At 69.3% G+C, this 16,122-nt stretch carries 14 protein-coding genes; 7 read left to right on the top strand and 7 right to left on the bottom strand.

The genetic code is table 11. From position 1 onward, the window contains the following. Positions 1 to 6: 6 nt before the first annotated feature. Together ACFYXH_RS01500 and ACFYXH_RS01495 are read right to left on the bottom strand one after the other, a co-directional pair. Positions 7 to 2,280: a protein kinase gene (locus ACFYXH_RS01500; protein ID WP_389559622.1), complete on the bottom strand. Its 2,274-nt coding sequence runs from the start codon at positions 2,278 to 2,280 to the stop codon at positions 7 to 9. Between the two features lie 326 nt (positions 2,281 to 2,606). Further along, on the bottom strand, positions 2,607 to 4,313 hold the full coding sequence (locus tag ACFYXH_RS01495; protein ID WP_389559620.1) for a glycerol-3-phosphate dehydrogenase/oxidase: 1,707 nt from the start codon (positions 4,311 to 4,313) through the stop codon (positions 2,607 to 2,609). Between the two features lie 229 nt (positions 4,314 to 4,542). Here ACFYXH_RS01495 and ACFYXH_RS01490 point away from each other — a divergent pair, with 229 nt between their 5' ends. Next, complete coding sequence (locus ACFYXH_RS01490; RefSeq protein WP_389559618.1) at positions 4,543 to 5,784, top strand: nucleotide sugar dehydrogenase; 1,242 nt, start codon at positions 4,543 to 4,545, stop codon at positions 5,782 to 5,784. Positions 5,785 to 5,896: 112 nt separating this feature from the next. Further along, positions 5,897 to 6,385, top strand: a complete 489-nt coding sequence (locus ACFYXH_RS01485) for a hypothetical protein (RefSeq protein ID WP_389559616.1) — start codon at positions 5,897 to 5,899, stop codon at positions 6,383 to 6,385. A 109-nt stretch (positions 6,386 to 6,494) separates the two neighbouring features. On the opposite strand, the gene ACFYXH_RS01480 is transcribed toward ACFYXH_RS01485, so the two are convergent. From ACFYXH_RS01480 to ACFYXH_RS01465, 4 genes are all read right to left on the bottom strand, one after another. Beyond that, positions 6,495 to 7,619: a GuaB3 family IMP dehydrogenase-related protein gene (locus ACFYXH_RS01480; RefSeq protein ID WP_362678409.1), complete on the bottom strand. Its 1,125-nt coding sequence runs from the start codon at positions 7,617 to 7,619 to the stop codon at positions 6,495 to 6,497. Positions 7,620 to 7,732: 113 nt separating this feature from the next. After that, on the bottom strand, positions 7,733 to 9,235 hold the full coding sequence (gene guaB, locus ACFYXH_RS01475; protein ID WP_327325528.1) for an IMP dehydrogenase: 1,503 nt from the start codon (positions 9,233 to 9,235) through the stop codon (positions 7,733 to 7,735). Between the two features lie 164 nt (positions 9,236 to 9,399). Then, positions 9,400 to 9,975 (bottom strand): sigma-70 family RNA polymerase sigma factor, encoded by a 576-nt coding sequence (locus ACFYXH_RS01470; protein WP_326652003.1) that lies wholly within the window; start codon positions 9,973 to 9,975, stop codon positions 9,400 to 9,402. Positions 9,976 to 10,229: 254 nt separating this feature from the next. Next, entirely contained in the window at positions 10,230 to 10,841 is a 612-nt protein-coding gene (locus ACFYXH_RS01465; RefSeq protein WP_003948568.1) for a response regulator transcription factor, read from the bottom strand. 430 nt (positions 10,842 to 11,271) lie between these two features. On the opposite strand from ACFYXH_RS01465, the gene ACFYXH_RS01460 reads away from it, so the two are divergent. After that, on the top strand, positions 11,272 to 11,595 hold the full coding sequence (locus tag ACFYXH_RS01460) for a WhiB family transcriptional regulator (RefSeq protein ID WP_327325527.1): 324 nt from the start codon (positions 11,272 to 11,274) through the stop codon (positions 11,593 to 11,595). Positions 11,596 to 11,659: 64 nt separating this feature from the next. On the opposite strand, the gene ACFYXH_RS01455 is transcribed toward ACFYXH_RS01460, so the two are convergent. Next, positions 11,660 to 12,556: a LysR family transcriptional regulator gene (locus ACFYXH_RS01455; RefSeq protein WP_389559613.1), complete on the bottom strand. Its 897-nt coding sequence runs from the start codon at positions 12,554 to 12,556 to the stop codon at positions 11,660 to 11,662. Positions 12,557 to 12,635: 79 nt separating this feature from the next. Between ACFYXH_RS01455 and ACFYXH_RS01450 the strand changes: the two genes are divergently transcribed. From ACFYXH_RS01450 to ACFYXH_RS01435, 4 genes are all read left to right on the top strand, one after another. Further along, on the top strand, positions 12,636 to 13,304 hold the full coding sequence (locus ACFYXH_RS01450; RefSeq protein ID WP_389559611.1) for an MOSC domain-containing protein: 669 nt from the start codon (positions 12,636 to 12,638) through the stop codon (positions 13,302 to 13,304). A 94-nt stretch (positions 13,305 to 13,398) separates the two neighbouring features. Continuing rightward, the gene (locus ACFYXH_RS01445) at positions 13,399 to 14,172 is read left to right on the top strand and encodes an SDR family oxidoreductase (RefSeq protein ID WP_362678402.1); all 774 of its coding nucleotides are present in this window, start codon (positions 13,399 to 13,401) and stop codon (positions 14,170 to 14,172) included. 134 nt (positions 14,173 to 14,306) lie between these two features. Next, positions 14,307 to 15,293: a hydroxyacid dehydrogenase gene (locus tag ACFYXH_RS01440; RefSeq protein WP_389560615.1), complete on the top strand. Its 987-nt coding sequence runs from the start codon at positions 14,307 to 14,309 to the stop codon at positions 15,291 to 15,293. A 61-nt stretch (positions 15,294 to 15,354) separates the two neighbouring features. Beyond that, positions 15,355 to 16,050, top strand: a complete 696-nt coding sequence (locus ACFYXH_RS01435) for an ester cyclase (RefSeq protein ID WP_389559609.1) — start codon at positions 15,355 to 15,357, stop codon at positions 16,048 to 16,050. Positions 16,051 to 16,122 lie beyond the last annotated feature (72 nt).

Below are 16,122 nucleotides of genomic sequence, written 5' to 3'. Positions count from 1 at the left end.
CCTTGCTCAGTCCTTGGGCTTGAATGTGGCGAACGCCGTCTTGCGGAGCGTCTCGCACTCCGCGCTCCCCCACTCGCTCGCCACGCACGTGATCATGATCGAGTAGCCGTGCGTGGCGTCCACCCTGAAGCCCCTGTTGAGGATCCGTACCCGCTTGCCGTCCTGATTGCGCTCGAACTTCCAGTCGGCGACGGTCGGATAGCCGTTGTACTCGACCGCGCGGATCCCGAGGTGCTTGTAGCCACGGCTGCTGCCTGCGGTCCCCGGCATCGCCGCATTCCAGGCAGCGGCGGCGTCGTCCTTGGGGCTGGGGTTGAAGTCGACCTGGATGCGCGGGAATCCACCGCCGGCGCTGAAAATCCCGCCGGAGTTCTCACCCGCGATGCCGGTGAGCTTGAAGCCCTTGGGCATCGCCATGGTGAAGTGGAACTGGTCGTTGGACATCATCGCGTACCCGGCCGGCAGCCCGTTCCCGCCCGCGGAGTCGTCGGTCTTGGGCTTGCCCGACGGCTGCCCGGACGCGGCGCCGCTGCCGCCGGTGTCATCCTTGCCGCCGCCCGTGCCCGTGTCCTTGCCCTTGCCGGTGTCCGTGCCGGCGTCCGTGCCCTTGCCGCCGTTTGTGGCCCCGGCCGAAGCGGACTTGTCGCCCTTGGGCTTGCCCTTACCGCCCTTGTCGTCGTCGCCCAGCGTCAGATAGAGCACGGTGGACAGCACGGCGAGCGCGGCGAGGACCGCGATGATCACCAGGGTGCGGCGCGGCACCACATCGGTGAGCGGTGCGCGCACCGGCGTGGGCCGCGCGGCGGGTGCCTGCGGCGTGGGCCGCGCGGCGGGTGCCTGCGGCGTGGGCCGCGGCTTCGGCTTCTGTTCCGGCTTCGCGGCCGCCGCCGCGTTCCGTACGGAGCGCAGCGCACCGCGCACCCGGTCGGCCGCGGGGTCCTTCGGCTTCGCCTCCGGCGGCCCAGGGGGGGGCGGCGGCAGCGCGATGGCCCGGGTGGCCTCGGGCGACGGCTCCGGCTCGGCGACCCGCTCCGGGGCCTCGGGCGCGTGCAATACATCGATGAGCAACGCCCGTGCGCCCGCGTCGTCGAGACGCTGATCGGGGTCCTTGGCGAGCAGGCCGTAGATGACCTCCTCCAGCGGGCCCGCGTTCTTCGGCGGGTCGAGCGGCTCGGTCATCACGGCGGTCAGCGTCGCGATCGCGGAGCCCTTGTCGTACGGCGGGCAGCCCTCGACGCTCGCGTACAGCAGGCCTCCCAGCGACCAGAGGTCGGCGGCCGGCCCGGGCTTGTGGCCACGGGCGCGCTCGGGCGAGATGTACGAAGGGGCGCCGACGAGCATGCCGGTCGAGGTGATCGACGGGTCACCCTCGACCTGCGCGATACCGAAGTCGGTGAGCACCACACGCCCGTCCGCGCCGATCAGCACATTGGACGGCTTCACATCGCGATGCAGGATGCCCTCGCGGTGCGCGGAACGCAGTACGTCGAGGATCGCCAGCCCGACCTCGGCGGCCCGCCGCGGAGTCAGCGTGCCGTCCTCACGTACGGCTTCGGCGAGAGACTTGCCCTCGACGAGCTCCATGACGATCCACGGGCGGTCGTCCTCGTCGACGACGTCGTAGACGGTCACCGCGCTGTTGTTGCGGATCCGGGCGATCGCCTTGGCCTCGCGCAGCGTACGCGTGATGAGCCGGCGCTTCTCTTCTTCGTCGATGCTGTTGGGGAAGCGCAGTTCCTTCACGGCGACGGTACGGCCGAGCGTCTCGTCGACGGCTCGCCAGACCGTGCCCATGCCACCGCGCCCGAGCACGCCGCCGAGCCGGTAACGCCCGGCGAGAAGCCGCCCTTCGGTCTCCCGCCCGAACCCCTTTCCGCCCGCGGCAGCCTTGGCAGCGCCCTGCCCGGCTCCGGACGCGACGGCCCCGGCCTTGGACCCGGACCCGACACCGGACCCCGCAGACCCAGCCTTAGACCCGGCCGCGGAGTCCGCAGACCCAGCACCGGACCCGGCCTCGGCCCCGTGACCGGAAGCTTTCTCCGCGCCCCGCCCCGAGCCCCTGTCAGACCCCCCGGAACCCTTCGCGGGCCCCGCCCCGGACTCCGCCCCGGATCCCTTCACGGACTCCGACTTGGGCCCCGGCTCGGGCTCCTTGCCGAGCTCCTTCTTGGAGTCCTTGGACTCCGCCTCGAGCTCCGTCCCGGAATCCTGCCCGGCGTCCCGCTGGGGCTCCTCGGCCGTGTCCCGCTGGGGCTCCCGCGACTGCTCCGCCTCCGACATGCGTCCCCTCTGCGATCCCTGATCTTCGCCCGCGCCTGCCGCTTCCCGCGCGATGCGGTAACCCGCCCTGGCAGAGCCCCCATTGTCCCCTACTCCAGGACCGGCGTTTCTCCCGGGTCCGCCGTCCGCCGGGACGGGTCCGGAAGCATGGGACCACCCACAATGCCATTACTCGTGGTGAAGCTCACCGCTCCGCTGGTCGTAGCCCTGCCCGGCCAAGCGGACGGCATCCCTCCGCTCCACTCACCGCCCCGAACCGACCTTCCCAGAGGCCGATTTCCGCCGGTTCAGGGCCGGATGCAGGGAGCCGGACAGATCTCCAGAGGTCAGATCGGCACGATGTCCGGCGCGCCCAGCCGCGCCGCGTCCGCCGTCAGGTCGTCCGGCTGCCGCTGCGATTCACGCTCCGCCTCGACCCGCTTCTCGTAGTGCTCCACCTCCTTCTCGATGTGCTCCTTGTCCCAACCCAGCACCGGTGCCATCAGCTCCGCACACTCGCGCGCACTCCGCGTTCCCCGATCGAAGGTCTCGATCGAGATCCGGGTCCGTCGTGTCAGTACGTCGTCGAGGTGCCGCGCCCCTTCGTGCGAGGCGGCATAGACGATCTCGGCCCGCAGATAGTCGTCCGCACTGCCCAGCGGCTCACCGAGCGCCGGATCGTCGGCGATCAGGGTCAACAGCTCCTCGATCATCGAGCCGTACCGGTTCAACAGATGCTCCACGCGCACCACATGAAGCCCGGTCCGCGCCGCGATCCTCGCCCGCGCGTTCCACAGCGCGCCGTACCCCTCGGCCCCTACCAGTGGCACGTCCTCCGTGACGCACGCGGCCACCCGCTGGTCGAGCGCGTGCACCGCCTCGTCCACCGCGTCCTTCGCCATCACGCGGTACGTCGTGTACTTACCGCCCGCGACAACCACGAGGCCCGGCACCGGATGCGCCACCGTGTGCTCGCGCGACAGTTTGCTGGTCGCGTCCGACTCCCCGGCGAGCAGCGGCCGCAGACCGGCGTACACACCCTCGACGTCGTCCCGGGTCAGCGGTACCGCCAGCACCGAATTGACGTGCTCCAGCAGATAGTCGATGTCGGCGCTGGATGCCGCCGGATGGGCCTTGTCCAGGTCCCAGTCGGTGTCCGTCGTCCCCACGATCCAGTGCCGGCCCCACGGGATGACGAACAGCACCGACTTCTCGGTCCGCAGGATCAGCCCGCTCGTCGAGTGGATCCGGTCCTTGGGCACCACCAGATGTATGCCCTTGGACGCGCGCACATGGAACTGCCCGCGCTCCCCGATCAGCGCCTGGGTGTCGTCCGTCCACACACCCGTGGCGTTGACGACCTGTTTGGCCCGGATCTCGTACTCCCCGCCGGCCTCCACGTCCTGCACCCGCGCCCCGACGACCCGCTCGCCCTCCCGCAGGAAGCCGATCACCCGGGCCCGGCTGGCGACTTGGGCGCCATAGCTCGCCGCCGTGCGCACCAGCGTCGCCACATAGCGTGCGTCGTCCATCTGGGCGTCGTAGTACTGCAAGGCCCCGACCAGGGCGTCCTTCTTCAGACAGGGCGCGACCTGCAGCGCGCGTCGTTTGGAGAGATGACGGTGGACAGGCAGTCCGCGCCCGTGCCCCGACGACACCGACATCGCGTCGTACAGCGCGACGCCCGATCCGGCGTACAGCCGCTCCCAGCCCTTGTGCTGCAGCGGATACAGGAACGGCACCGGTTTCACCAGATGCGGTGCCAGCCGCTCCAGCAGCAGCCCACGCTCCTTCAGCGCCTCCCGTACGAGCGCGAAGTCCAGCATCTCCAGATAGCGCAGCCCGCCGTGGATCAGCTTGCTCGACCGGCTCGACGTGCCCGATGCCCAGTCGCGCGCCTCGACCAGACCGGTCGAGAGCCCGCGCGTCGCGGCGTCCAGCGCGGTACCGGCTCCGACCACGCCCGCGCCCACTACCAGCACGTCCAGTTCACGCTCGGCCATCCCGGCGAGCGCCTCGGCGCGCTCCACGGGTCCCAGTGTCGCTGTCCTCACTGTTGCCTCCCGTCGCCCCCGTGTGTCCCCTGCGGTCGGGCTCACAACGTCGATTCTGTCCGCACTCGGCGACTTCAGCCACCGGCTGTGGATAACACTCGGGCAGCCACAAGCTTGCAATGCGGCATATCGGTCATATTTACGCCTAGTCTGACATTGCGCACGCTCGTTCTGCCCACAGGGCTTGCGCTCTCTGTCCCCTCCGGCTAAGGGAAGGACGGCCAACGCCATGCCCGCAGATCTCGCCGTCATCGGACTCGGCCACCTCGGCCTGCCCCTCGCCCAGGCCGCCGTAGCCGTCGGCATCGAAACCATCGGCTACGACACCGACCCACGCCACCTCACGGAACCGGCCGCGGGACGCACCCCCGCCGACATCCGCCGGATGCTCTCGGGGGGCTTCCGGACCGTCACCGACCCGGGCGAACTCGGCCGCGTACGCACCGCCGTCATCTGCGCCCCCACACCTCTCGGCGCGGACGGCACCCTCGACCTCACAGCGGTCGCCGAAGCCGCCCGGGCACTGTCGGCCCGACTGCGCCCGCACACCACCGTGCTACTGGAATCGGCCGTCCAGCCCGGCACCACGGAGAACTTTCTCCGCCCCATCCTCGAGGAAGGCTCCGGACTGCGGGCCGGCCGCGACTTCCATCTCGCCTACTCCCCCAGCCGCGTCGACCCGGGCAGCCGCACCCACGACTACGCCAACACCCCCAAGGTCATCGGCGGTCTCACCCCGGCCTGCACCGAATCGGCAGCCACCTTCTACAGCCGGCTCACCGACAAAGTGGTCCGCGCTCGCGGACCGCGCGAGGCCGAGACCGTCAAGGTCCTCGAGACGAACTTCCGACATGTCAACATCGCCCTGGTCAACGAGATGGCGGTGCTCTGCCACGACCTCGGCGTCGACCTGTGGGACGTCATCCGCTGCGCCGAGACCAAGCCGTTCGGCTTCCATGCCTTCCGCCCCGGCCCGGGCGTCGGCGGCTACGGCGTCCCCCTCGACCCCAACTGCCTCCCGCACACCGGCCGTACCCCCGGCCACCCCTTGCGAATGGTCGGCCTCGCCCAGGAGATCAACACCCGGATGCCGCAGTACGTCATCCAGCGCTGCGCCACCCTCCTCAACGAACACGGCAAATCGGCCCGCGGCGCGCGCGTGCTGCTCATGGGCATCACCTACAAGCCGGACCTCGCCGACCTGGAGAGCTCCCCGGCGACCGAGATCGCCCGCCGTCTGCTGGACCTCGGCGCAGCCGTCAGCTACCACGACCCGTACGTCCCCGACTGGCGCATCGGCGATCAGCCGGTGCCCCGGGCCGACTCGCTCTACGAGGCCGCCGCCAGCGCGGATCTGACGGTGCTTCTCCAGCACCACCGCACGTACGACCTCCAAGGTCTCGCGGTCAAAGCCCAACTCCTGCTGGACACAAGGGGAGCCACCCCGGTCGGCGCAGCACACCGCCTCTGAGCCCTCACAACGGCTCGATAACTGAATGCCGCACTGTCGGACCGGGCTGCTAGTCTCCGGGACCTCCGCTCGCATGGTCGTGCGATGCATTCGTCCCTGGGGGAAATTCCACATGAGCCAGCCTGTTCCACCGCCGTCCGGCAACCCGTTCGCCGGCGAAGGCGCCCCGTACGCCCCGACTCCGCCGCCGGCCCCGGTCCGCGACAACATCGGCCTCGGCCTGGTGGCCGCCGTCGTCGCCGCCCTGGTCGCCGCGGGCGCGTACGGCGCCATCGGCGGTGCCATCGAGCGCGAGATCGGCTACGCGGCCATCGGCGTCGGCTTCCTTGTCGGCTTCGCCGCCGCCAAGGTCGGCGGCCGCAACCCGGCCCTGCCCGTCATCGGCGCGGTGCTCGCGCTCGGTGCCGTGTACCTGGGGCAGCTGGTTGCCATCGCGGTCATCTTCACGAAGTTGGGCGACCTCTCCTTCACGGAATACTTCTTCGGCCACTTCGGTGACCTGACCAAGGTGTGGAAGGAGGCGGCGGACTTCATGTCCTACGTCTTCCTCGCCGTCGGCGCGGCCGCCGCGTTCGCCGGCGCCAAGAAGGCCAACGGCTGATCCACGCAAGCGAAGGGGCCCCGCACCACCAGGTGCGGGGCCCTTCTGCGTACTGACCGTACGAGCCGTACCAGCCGTACGACCCGTACAGACCGTACGACCGTGGGCGTCAGCGGCGGTGCTGCGAGTCCGCCACCGTCACCTCGACGCGCTGGAACTCCTTGAGCTCGCTGTAGCCCGTCGTCGCCATCGCCCGGCGCAGCGCGCCGAAGAAGTTCATCGAGCCGTCGGGGCTGTGCGAGGGACCGGTGAGGACCTCCTCGGTCGTGCCCACGATGCCCAGGTCCACCAGCTTGCCGCGCGGCACGTCCTCGTGGACTGCCTCCATGCCCCAGTGGTGGCCCTTGCCCGGAGCGTCCGTCGCACGGACCAGCGGGGAGCCGATCATCACCGAGTCCGCACCGCAGGCGATCGCCTTCGGCAGATCGCCGGACCAGCCCACGCCGCCGTCCGCGATGACGTGGACATACCGGCCGCCGGACTCGTCCATGTAGTCGCGGCGGGCCGCGGCCACATCGGCGACAGCGGTCGCCATCGGAACCTGGATGCCCAGGACGTTGCGCGTGGTGTGCGCGGCGCCGCCGCCGAAGCCGACCAGGACGCCGGCGGCGCCCGTACGCATCAGGTGCAGCGCGGCCGTGTAGGTGGCGCAGCCGCCCACGATGACCGGCACATCGAGCTCGTAGATGAACTGCTTCAGGTTCAGCGGCTCGGCGGCGCCGGAGACATGCTCGGCGGAGACCGTCGTACCGCGGATGACGAAGATGTCGACGCCCGCGTCCACCACGGCCTTCGAGAACTGCGCGGTGCGCCCCGGCGAGAGCGCGGCAGCGGTCACCACACCCGAGTCGCGCACCTCCTTGATCCGCTGCCCGATCAGCTCCTCCTTGATCGGGGCTGCGTAGATCTCCTGCAGACGGCGGGTCGCGGCGTCCTCGTCGAGCTCAGTAATCTCGTCGAGCAGCGGCTGCGGGTCCTCGTACCGGGTCCACAGGCCCTCGAGGTTGAGCACACCGAGTCCGCCCAGCTCACCGATGCGGATCGCGGTCTGCGGAGAGACCACCGAGTCCATCGGAGCGGCCAGGAACGGCAGCTCGAAGCGGTAGGCGTCGATCTGCCAGGCGATCGAGACCTCCTTCGGGTCCCGCGTACGCCGGCTCGGTACGACGGCGATGTCATCGAACGCGTACGCCCGGCGGCCGCGCTTTCCGCGCCCGATCTCGATCTCAGTCACGATGTGTGGCCTTTCCCTCTACGTCTGCGGTTCCAGTATCCCCGACACGCACGGGAGGGGCGGCCCCGGAACCCCGGAGCCGCCCCTCACCGCATGCGTTCAGCACACAGCTGTCAGCGCCTGGTGTAGTTCGGCGCCTCGACCGTCATCTGGATGTCGTGCGGGTGACTCTCCTTGAGCCCCGCCGACGTGATCCGTACGAACCGGCCGCGGTCCTGCAGCTCCGGCACCGTACGCCCGCCGACGTAGAACATCGACTGCCGCAGACCACCGGTCAGTTGGTGCACGACCGCGGAGAGCGGACCGCGGTAGGGCACCTGGCCCTCGATGCCCTCGGGCACCAGCTTCTCGTCGGAGGCCACGCCCTCCTGGAAGTAACGGTCCTTCGAGAAGGAACGCTGCTCGCCACGGGTCTGCATCGCGCCCAGCGAACCCATGCCGCGGTACGACTTGAACTGCTTGCCGTTGATGAAGAGCAGCTCGCCCGGCGACTCCTCGCAGCCGGCGAGCAGCGAGCCGAGCATCACCGTGTCCGCGCCCGCGACCAGCGCCTTCGCGATGTCGCCGGAGTACTGCAGACCGCCGTCACCGATGACCGGGACGCCGGCCGCCTTGGCGGCGAGGGAGGCTTCGTAGATCGCGGTGACCTGCGGTACGCCGATGCCGGCGACCACACGCGTCGTACAGATGGAGCCCGGTCCGACACCGACCTTGATGCCGTCGACACCGGCGTCGATCAGCGCCTGTGCGCCGTCGCGGGTGGCGATGTTGCCGCCGATGACATCGACTCCGGCCGCGTTCGACTTGATCTTGGCGACCATGTCGCCGACCAGCCGGGAGTGGCCGTGCGCGGTGTCGACGACGATGAAGTCGACGCCCGCCTCGATCAGCGCCTGGGCCCGCTCGTACGCGTCACCGGCGACACCGACGGCCGCACCGACGAGCAGCCGACCGTCCTTGTCCTTGGCGGCGTTCGGGTACTTCTCGGCCTTGACGAAGTCCTTGACCGTGATCAGGCCCTTGAGTACACCGGCCTCGTCGACCAGCGGAAGCTTCTCGATCTTGTGCCGGCGCAGCAGCTCCATGGCGTCCACACCGGAGATCCCGACCTTGCCGGTGACCAGCGGCATCGGAGTCATGACCTCGCGCACCTGGCGCGTACGGTCCGACTCGAAGGCCATGTCGCGGTTGGTGACGATGCCGAGCAGCTTGCCGGCGCGGTCGGTCACCGGGACGCCGCTGATACGGAACTTGGCGCACAACTGGTCGGCCTCGGTGAGCGTCGCGTCCGGGTTCACCGTGATCGGGTCGCTGACCATGCCGGACTCGGAGCGCTTGACCAGGTCGACCTGGTTGGCCTGGTCGGCGATGGAGAGATTTCGGTGCAGCACACCGGCGCCGCCCTGCCGGGCCATGGCGATGGCCATACGGGCCTCGGTGACCTTGTCCATCGCGGCGGACAGCAGCGGGATCTTCACCCGTACGTTCTTCGAGATGTACGAGGAGGTGTCGATCTGGTCGGGCGCCATGTCAGAGGAGCCCGGCAGCAGCAGCACATCGTCGTAGGTCAGCCCGAGTGTCGCGAATTTATCGGGCACTCCGTCGACGTTGGTCATGACACCTTCCCCAAATGGCCTTGATCGGTGCGGATGTCCATGCTAACGGGCTCAGCAGCGGTCTCATTCCACGATCAAGATCAGCGAGCAGCTTTGTACATTCATACGTACGAGACGCGCTGCTCGGTTCAGTGCTCGGCCAACCGTTCGGTTCGGCCCGCGGCCTACTGCTCGGCCAGGGCACGCAGCCGGCTGAGCGCCCGGTGCTGGGCGACACGCACTGCGCCGGGTGACATTCCCAGCATCTGCCCGGTCTCCTCGGCGGTCAGTCCCACGGCGACCCGCAGCACCAGAAGCTCCCGCTGGTTCTCCGGCAGATTGGCGAGCAGCCTCTTGGCCCACTCGGCATCGTCACTGAGCAGCGCGCGCTCCTCGGGACCGAGCGAATCGTCAGGACGCTCCGGCATCTCGTTGGACGGCACGGCCGTCGATCCCGGATGCCGCATGGCCGCCCGCTGCAGATCGGCGACCTTGTGGGATGCGATGGCGAAGACGAAAGCCTCGAAGGGCCTTCCGGTGTCCTTGTACCGCGGCAGCGCCATCAGCACCGCGACACAGACCTCCTGCGCAAGGTCCTCCACGAAGTGACGCGCGTCGCCCGGCAGCCGGCTGAGCCGGGCACGGCAGAAGCGCAGCGCAAGCGGATGGACATGCGCGAGGAGGTCGTGCGTAGCCTGCTCGTCGCCATCGACGGCACGGTGAACGAGTGCACCGATCACCGTGGTCTCGTCGTCGCGCATCGGTCCATGGTGCCTTGGCGGCTGAGGATCCGTGGCACTGCGTCCAATGTTGTGCACCGAAGCGTTATGAGCAGGTGCGCCGGAACTCATCTCCTGCGCCCTCCCCTCCCGCTCGACCGACTTGTCCCCGAGGAACTCCACATCTCAAGGATGCGGCATCGCGCGGGAAACGGATGCCCACGGCCGTCCGCCGCCCCGCCCGCCGAGTGGCGGGCGGGATCCGTCGTACCGCCGTGGTGACCACTCGCGATTACCTAGCGGACCAGGCCCCAGCGGAATCCGAGCGCGACGGCGTGCGCCCGGTCCGAAGCGCCCAGCTTCTTGAAAAGCCGCCTGGCGTGCGTTTTCACCGTGTCCTCGGAGAGGAAGAGCTCGCGGCCGATCTCGGCGTTCGACCGGCCGTGACTCATTCCTTCGAGCACCTGGATCTCACGCGCTGTGAGTGTCGGCGCCGCGCCCATTTCCGCCGAACGAAGCCGGCGCGGTGCCAGCCGCCAGGTCGGATCGGCGAGCGCCTGGGTGACCGTCGCCCGCAACTCGGCGCGCGAGGCGTCCTTGTGCAGATAGCCGCGGGCACCGGCGGCGACCGCAAGCGCGACGCCGTCCAGGTCCTCGGCGACGGTCAGCATGATGATCCGGGCGCCGGGATCGGCGGAGAGCAATCGGCGGACCGTCTCGACGCCGCCCAGTCCGGGCATGCGTACGTCCATCAGAATCAGGTCCGAGCGGTCGGCGCCCCAGCGGCGGAGGACTTCCTCGCCGTTGGCCGCGGTCGTCACGCGCTCGACGCCGGGCACGGTCGCAACCGCGCGGCGGAGCGCCTCTCGGGCAAGCGGGGAGTCGTCGCAGACGAGGACGGATGTCATGGCCGCCCTCCGCAGCTGATGCGCGTCACCTTGAGCCTCCAGGCTGAGTACGTTTCGTCACCTGTGCGGTTGAACGCTCTCGGACATGTGCCCGAGCGCTTGTTGTTTCAACCGCCTCCGCACTCTCAACGACGGTCACTCGAAAGAGTTACGGGTCGGACAGCCGCCTTCAGCACTCTACGTGAGGGGCCGTGCGCAGAGGAGAGCGCCGCAGGTCATCCGTCCTTCATCAGTCAGCTATGCCCCATTTAGCGGCTTTTCTTCCCTTTTTCTGGTGTCTGTGGCTAGATTCGCAATGAGTCATATTTACATCTACTAACACCGTAGATGTACGGTCGTGGTCACGGTACGAGTGCCGGATCCGACTCGTATCGCGTCTGATCCGACCTGTCCTGTATCCACTCAGCACGGTTTCAAGGGGACAAGCGCTATGGCAGATTTCTCCCGCCTTCCCGGACCCAACGCCGATCTGTGGGACTGGCAGCTCCTCGCAGCCTGCCGTGGGGTGGACAGCTCTCTCTTCTTCCACCCCGAGGGTGAGCGTGGCGCTGCACGAAGTGCGCGCGAGAACTCGGCAAAAGAGGTCTGCATGAGGTGCCCGGTCCGCGCGGAGTGCGCGGCACACGCACTGGCGGTGCGGGAGCCGTACGGCGTGTGGGGCGGACTGACCGAGGACGAGCGCGAGGAGCTGATGGGGCGTGCACGGCATCGACTGATCCCGGCGAACAGCGTCGGAGGCGTACCGCGGGGCTGACCCCGCGATACGGAAGAATCGAAGAAACGTTCCTGCAGCGACTCCGCCCTGAGCGAGGGGGCGCTCAGGGCCGTCGTGGCGCCGCCAGAGTCAGCTGGTCGAGAGTGGCGGCGACCGCCGGGACCTGCGCCAGGTCCGGGAGCGTGAGCGCCACGATCTCGCGCTGGACCGCCGGCTCCACGGTCACGGTGCGCGCAGCCTTGGGCCGAACCGACTCCATGGCCAGCTCGGGCAGCACCGCCACCCCCAGACCCGCGGCGACCAGGCCGATCACCGCCGGGTAGTCGTCGGTGGCGAAGTCGATACGAGGGGTGAAGCCCGCCTCCTCGCAGACCTCGACGAGCTGGCGGCGGCAGCGCGGGCAGCCCGCGATCCAGGGCTCACCGGCCAGATCGCCGATGGTGACGGAGTCCGATTCGGCGAGGCGGTGCCCTTCGGGGACGAGGCCCACGAGGCGGTCGGTGAGCAGCGGGCGGACGATCAGGTCGTCCCACTCCGTGTCTGCCGCGCCGTAACGGAAGGCGAGCGCCACATCGCAGTCACCCGCCCGCAGCAGCTCCACCGAGCGCGGCGGCTCGGCCTCGACGAGAGAGACCCGGGTGCCCGGGTGGGCCGCGCGCAGGGCGGCGAGCGCGGTCGGTACGAGGGTGGAGCTGCCGCTGGGGAACGAGACCAGCCGGACCCGGCCGGCCCGCAGACCGGCGATGGCGGCGATTTCCTCCTCGGCGGCGGTGAGCCCGGCCAGGATGCCCGAGGCGTGCCGCACGAGCGCCTCACCCGCCTGGGTCAGACGCATTTCGCGGCCTGTACGAATCAGCAGCGGGGTACCGGCCGACGTCTCGAGCGCCTTCATCTGCTGGCTGACGGCGGGCTGTGTGCAGCCCAGCGTGCGCGCGGCCGCCGAGAACGAGCCGGTGGCGGCAACGGCACGCAGGACACGGAGATGACGGGCTTCGATCACTCTTCGAATATAAGGGGCTCTTGGGGGTAAGGCCAATAATTGGATGGTTCGTTTGAGAGCGGGGGGTAGCGTGGCGTCCATGAAGCTTCTGACCGTGAACGTGGGACGGCCGAAGGCCGTCGGTTACAGCGACGGCGCGGGCGGCACGACCGGCATCGACAAGCAGCCGGCCGATGGGGCCGTACGGGTGATGGAGCCGGGCCCCAAGGGGCAAGGGGGCAGTGGGGTCGTCGGGGACACGGTCTGCGATCTGCGGCACCATGGCGGGACCCACCAGGCCGTGTACGCCTTCGCGCGCGAGGATCTGGACTTCTGGGAGCGGGAGTTGGGGCGGCCGCTGGCCAACGGCTCTTTCGGGGAGAACCTCACGACGAGCGGGCTCGATGTGAGCGGGGCGAAGATCGGCGAGCGCTGGCGGATAGGCGACGGGCTGGTGCTGGAGGTGACCAGCGGCCGCATTCCATGTCGTACGTTCGCGAGCTGGCTGGGTGAGAAGGGCTGGGTCAAGCGCTTCACGCGGCACGGCGCGCCCGGCGCGTATCTGCGGGTCGTCGAACCCGGCGAGATCCGCGCGGGCGACGCGATCGAGATCGTGCACCGGCCGGATCACGAGGTGACGGTCGAGCTCTCGTTCCGGGCCGACACCACGGAGCGTGAGCTGCTGCCTCGTCTGCTCGCGGCAGGCGAGGCGCTCCACCCCGAGCTGCTGAAGGACGCCCGCGAGTACGTCGCCAAGCAGGGCGGGTAGGGAAACCTCGGACAAGGCCTCCGGGGAGGCAAGGGAATTCGGGCGGGCAAGGGGCGTACAGCGCACTCCCACACAGGGCACTAACGTGCCGCCTATGACGACTGCACTGATTACGGGAGCGACCGCGGGTATCGGCGCCGCGTTCGCGCGGCGGCTCGCGGCCGAGGGACACAACCTGGTGCTGGTGGCCCGCGACACCAAGCGACTGCACGAGCAGGCCACCGAGTTGCACGACCGGCACGGCATCGAGGCGGAGGTGCTGACCGCCGACCTGTCGCAGGACGCCGGGATCGGCGCGGTCGAGAAGCGGCTCGCCGACCGGAAGAACCCGGTGGACCTGCTGGTCAACAATGCGGGGTTCGGCAACAAGGGACGCTTCCTCGAGGTGTCCATGGCCGACGAACTGACGATGCTGAAGGTGCACTGCGAGGCGGTGCTGCGACTGACGGCGGCGGCGGCGGAGTCGATGCGGGAGCGCGGGCGGGGCGGGGTGGTGAATGTGGCGTCGGTGGCCGCGTTCGTGCCGCGCGGGACGTACGGCGCTTCGAAGGCGTGGGTCGTGCAGTTCACGCAGGGTGCCGCGCGGGATCTGGCGGGGTCGGGCGTACGGCTGATGGCGCTGTGCCCCGGATTCGTACGGACGGAGTTCCACGAACGGGCCGGGATGGGGACGGACAACATCCCTGGGTGGATGTGGCTGGACGCGGACAAGCTGGTCTCCACAGCGCTGGCGGACCTGGCCCGCGGGAAGTCGCTCTCGATCCCCGACCCGCGCTACAAGGCGCTGATGGGTGCGGTGAAGTTGGCGCCGCGCGGGCTGCTCGGCGGGATCACATCCAGGACAGGCCGGAAGTACGGCCCGCAGTGAGCGTGTCGGGGGAACCGTCCGGACGGCGGTTTCCTGACAGTCGCCCCGGCGAGAACGGCGGAGAGCACCACGGCGAGCACCACGGCGAGAGCCCCGCAGAAGACTTCGGCGGCCGACCGTCCCTCCTGCTCGCCATGGGCCCCGGCATCGCCGAGCGCCTGCTCGACGACCGCCACCGCGACCGTCTCACCGCCCTCGCCCGCACCGATCCGCACCTCATCGCCCACGATCTGACCGCCCCTTCGCCACCCGTCGCGGACGCGCTCGCCACGGCCGAAGTACTGCTGACGTGCTGGGGCACGACCCCACTCACCGCCGAGGTTCTCGAGGCGGCCCCGCGGCTGCGTGCAGTCGTCCACGCCGCCGGCTCCGTCAAGAACCACATCACCGAAGCCTGCTGGGAGCGCGGCATCGCGGTGACCTCGGTCGCCGCGGCCAACGCCCTGCCCGTCGCCGAGTACACGCTCGCCGCGATCCTCTTCGCCAACAAGCGCGTTCTGCAGACCCGGCACCGCTACCGCGCGCTGCGCACCCACCACGACTGGTGCCTGGAACTCGACGGCGCGGGCAACTACGGCCGTACGGTCGGGATCGTCGGCGCGTCCCGGATCGGCCGCCGGGTGATCGAGCTGCTGCGCCCGTTCGACCTGCGGGTTCTGCTGTACGACCCGTACGTCGGGTCGGCCGAGGCCGACCGGCTCGGCGTCGAGACCGTGCCGCTGGACGTGCTCTGCGCAGGCAGCGACGTCGTCACGGTCCATGCCCCGCAGATCCCGGCCACCCGCCATATGATCGGCGCCCGGCAGCTGGCACTGATGCCCGACGGCGCGACGCTGGTCAACACCGCGCGCGGTTCGCTGGTCGACGAGGAGGCCCTGCTCGCCGAGCTCATCTCCGGACGCCTCGATGCCGTACTGGATGTGACGGACCCTGAAGTCCCGTCCGCCGACTCGCCCTTGTACGACCTGCCGAACGTCCTGCTCACTCCGCACATAGCGGGTTCGCTCGGCCGCGAGCTGCACCGGATGGCCGACCGGGCGCTGGACGAGGTGGAGCGGTTCGCGGCCGGGCTGCCCTTCGCGGACCCGGTCCATCCCGGGGCACTTAAACATTCCGCTTAGCTCATCATTGGGAGCAATTCTCACTAAACTGGACGTATCCCACCCATTTCCGGGAGGCGCCATGAAATTCGTACAGATAGTCGACTACAAGACCGAGCAGTTCGACACCATGAACCAGCTCATGGACAAGTGGGTCGATCAGACCAAGGGCAAGCGGACCGCCACCCACACCCTCACCGGCAAGGACCGCTCCGACGACTCCCACTACGTCGAGATCGTCGAATTCCCCTCGTACGAAGAGGCGATGAAGAACTCCCATCTGCCCGAGACCGACCGGATCTTCCAGGAGATGGTGGCGCTCTGCGACGAGATGCCGTCGTTCACCGACCTCGATGTGGTCCGCGACGAACAGCTGAACGCGGCAGCCGCCCGCCGCTTCTTCCACGAGATCGCCGTCGGAGGCAACCTCGACGCCATCGACGAGCTGTTCGCGGCCAACTACCGGGACCACGACATCATCAGGGAAGAGGACACCGTCATCGGGTCGGAGACCATGCGCAGCGATGTCACCGGCTGGCGCGACGCCTTCGACTTCACCTTCAACCTGGACAGGCAAGTGACCGAGGGCGACGACGTTGTGACGCTGTGGACCTGGACCGGGACGCACAAGGGCGACTTCCTGGGCATCGCACCCACCGGCAAACAGTGCACCATGACCGGCACCACGGTCTTCCGCTTCCAGGACGGGAAGATCCAGGAAGGCTGGTGGCACTACGACGTCATGAGCCTGATGCGGCAGCTCGGCGCGCTGGGCTAGCAGCGGCGTTGCTGGGGCCCCGGCACACCCGGCCGGACGCCGAAGGCCCCCGTTCCCACCGCCGAGCGGCGG

The sequence above is a fragment of the Streptomyces sp. NPDC002730 genome, assembly GCF_042888805.1.
Taxonomy (GTDB): Bacteria; Actinomycetota; Actinomycetes; order Streptomycetales; family Streptomycetaceae; genus Streptomyces.
The sequence above is the reverse complement of the archived record's forward strand: the minus strand, read 5'-3'. Positions and strand labels throughout refer to the sequence as shown.

What these genes read in the sequence shown, in the direction of transcription:
- ACFYXH_RS01500 (WP_389559622.1), bottom strand. Translation starts at nt 2,280, where the DNA reads ATGTCGGAGGCGGAGCAGTCGCGGGAGCCCCAGCGGGACACGGCCGAG.
- ACFYXH_RS01490 (WP_389559618.1), top strand. Translation starts at nt 4,543, where the DNA reads ATGCCCGCAGATCTCGCCGTCATCGGACTCGGCCACCTCGGCCTGCCC.
- ACFYXH_RS01485 (WP_389559616.1), top strand. Translation starts at nt 5,897, where the DNA reads ATGAGCCAGCCTGTTCCACCGCCGTCCGGCAACCCGTTCGCCGGCGAA.
- guaB (WP_327325528.1), bottom strand. Translation starts at nt 9,235, where the DNA reads ATGACCAACGTCGACGGAGTGCCCGATAAATTCGCGACACTCGGGCTG.
- ACFYXH_RS01470 (WP_326652003.1), bottom strand. Translation starts at nt 9,975, where the DNA reads ATGCGCGACGACGAGACCACGGTGATCGGTGCACTCGTTCACCGTGCC.
- ACFYXH_RS01465 (WP_003948568.1), bottom strand. Translation starts at nt 10,841, where the DNA reads ATGACATCCGTCCTCGTCTGCGACGACTCCCCGCTTGCCCGAGAGGCG.
- ACFYXH_RS01460 (WP_327325527.1), top strand. Translation starts at nt 11,272, where the DNA reads ATGGCAGATTTCTCCCGCCTTCCCGGACCCAACGCCGATCTGTGGGAC.
- ACFYXH_RS01450 (WP_389559611.1), top strand. Translation starts at nt 12,636, where the DNA reads ATGAAGCTTCTGACCGTGAACGTGGGACGGCCGAAGGCCGTCGGTTAC.
- ACFYXH_RS01445 (WP_362678402.1), top strand. Translation starts at nt 13,399, where the DNA reads ATGACGACTGCACTGATTACGGGAGCGACCGCGGGTATCGGCGCCGCG.
- ACFYXH_RS01440 (WP_389560615.1), top strand. Translation starts at nt 14,307, where the DNA reads ATGGGCCCCGGCATCGCCGAGCGCCTGCTCGACGACCGCCACCGCGAC.
- ACFYXH_RS01435 (WP_389559609.1), top strand. Translation starts at nt 15,355, where the DNA reads ATGAAATTCGTACAGATAGTCGACTACAAGACCGAGCAGTTCGACACC.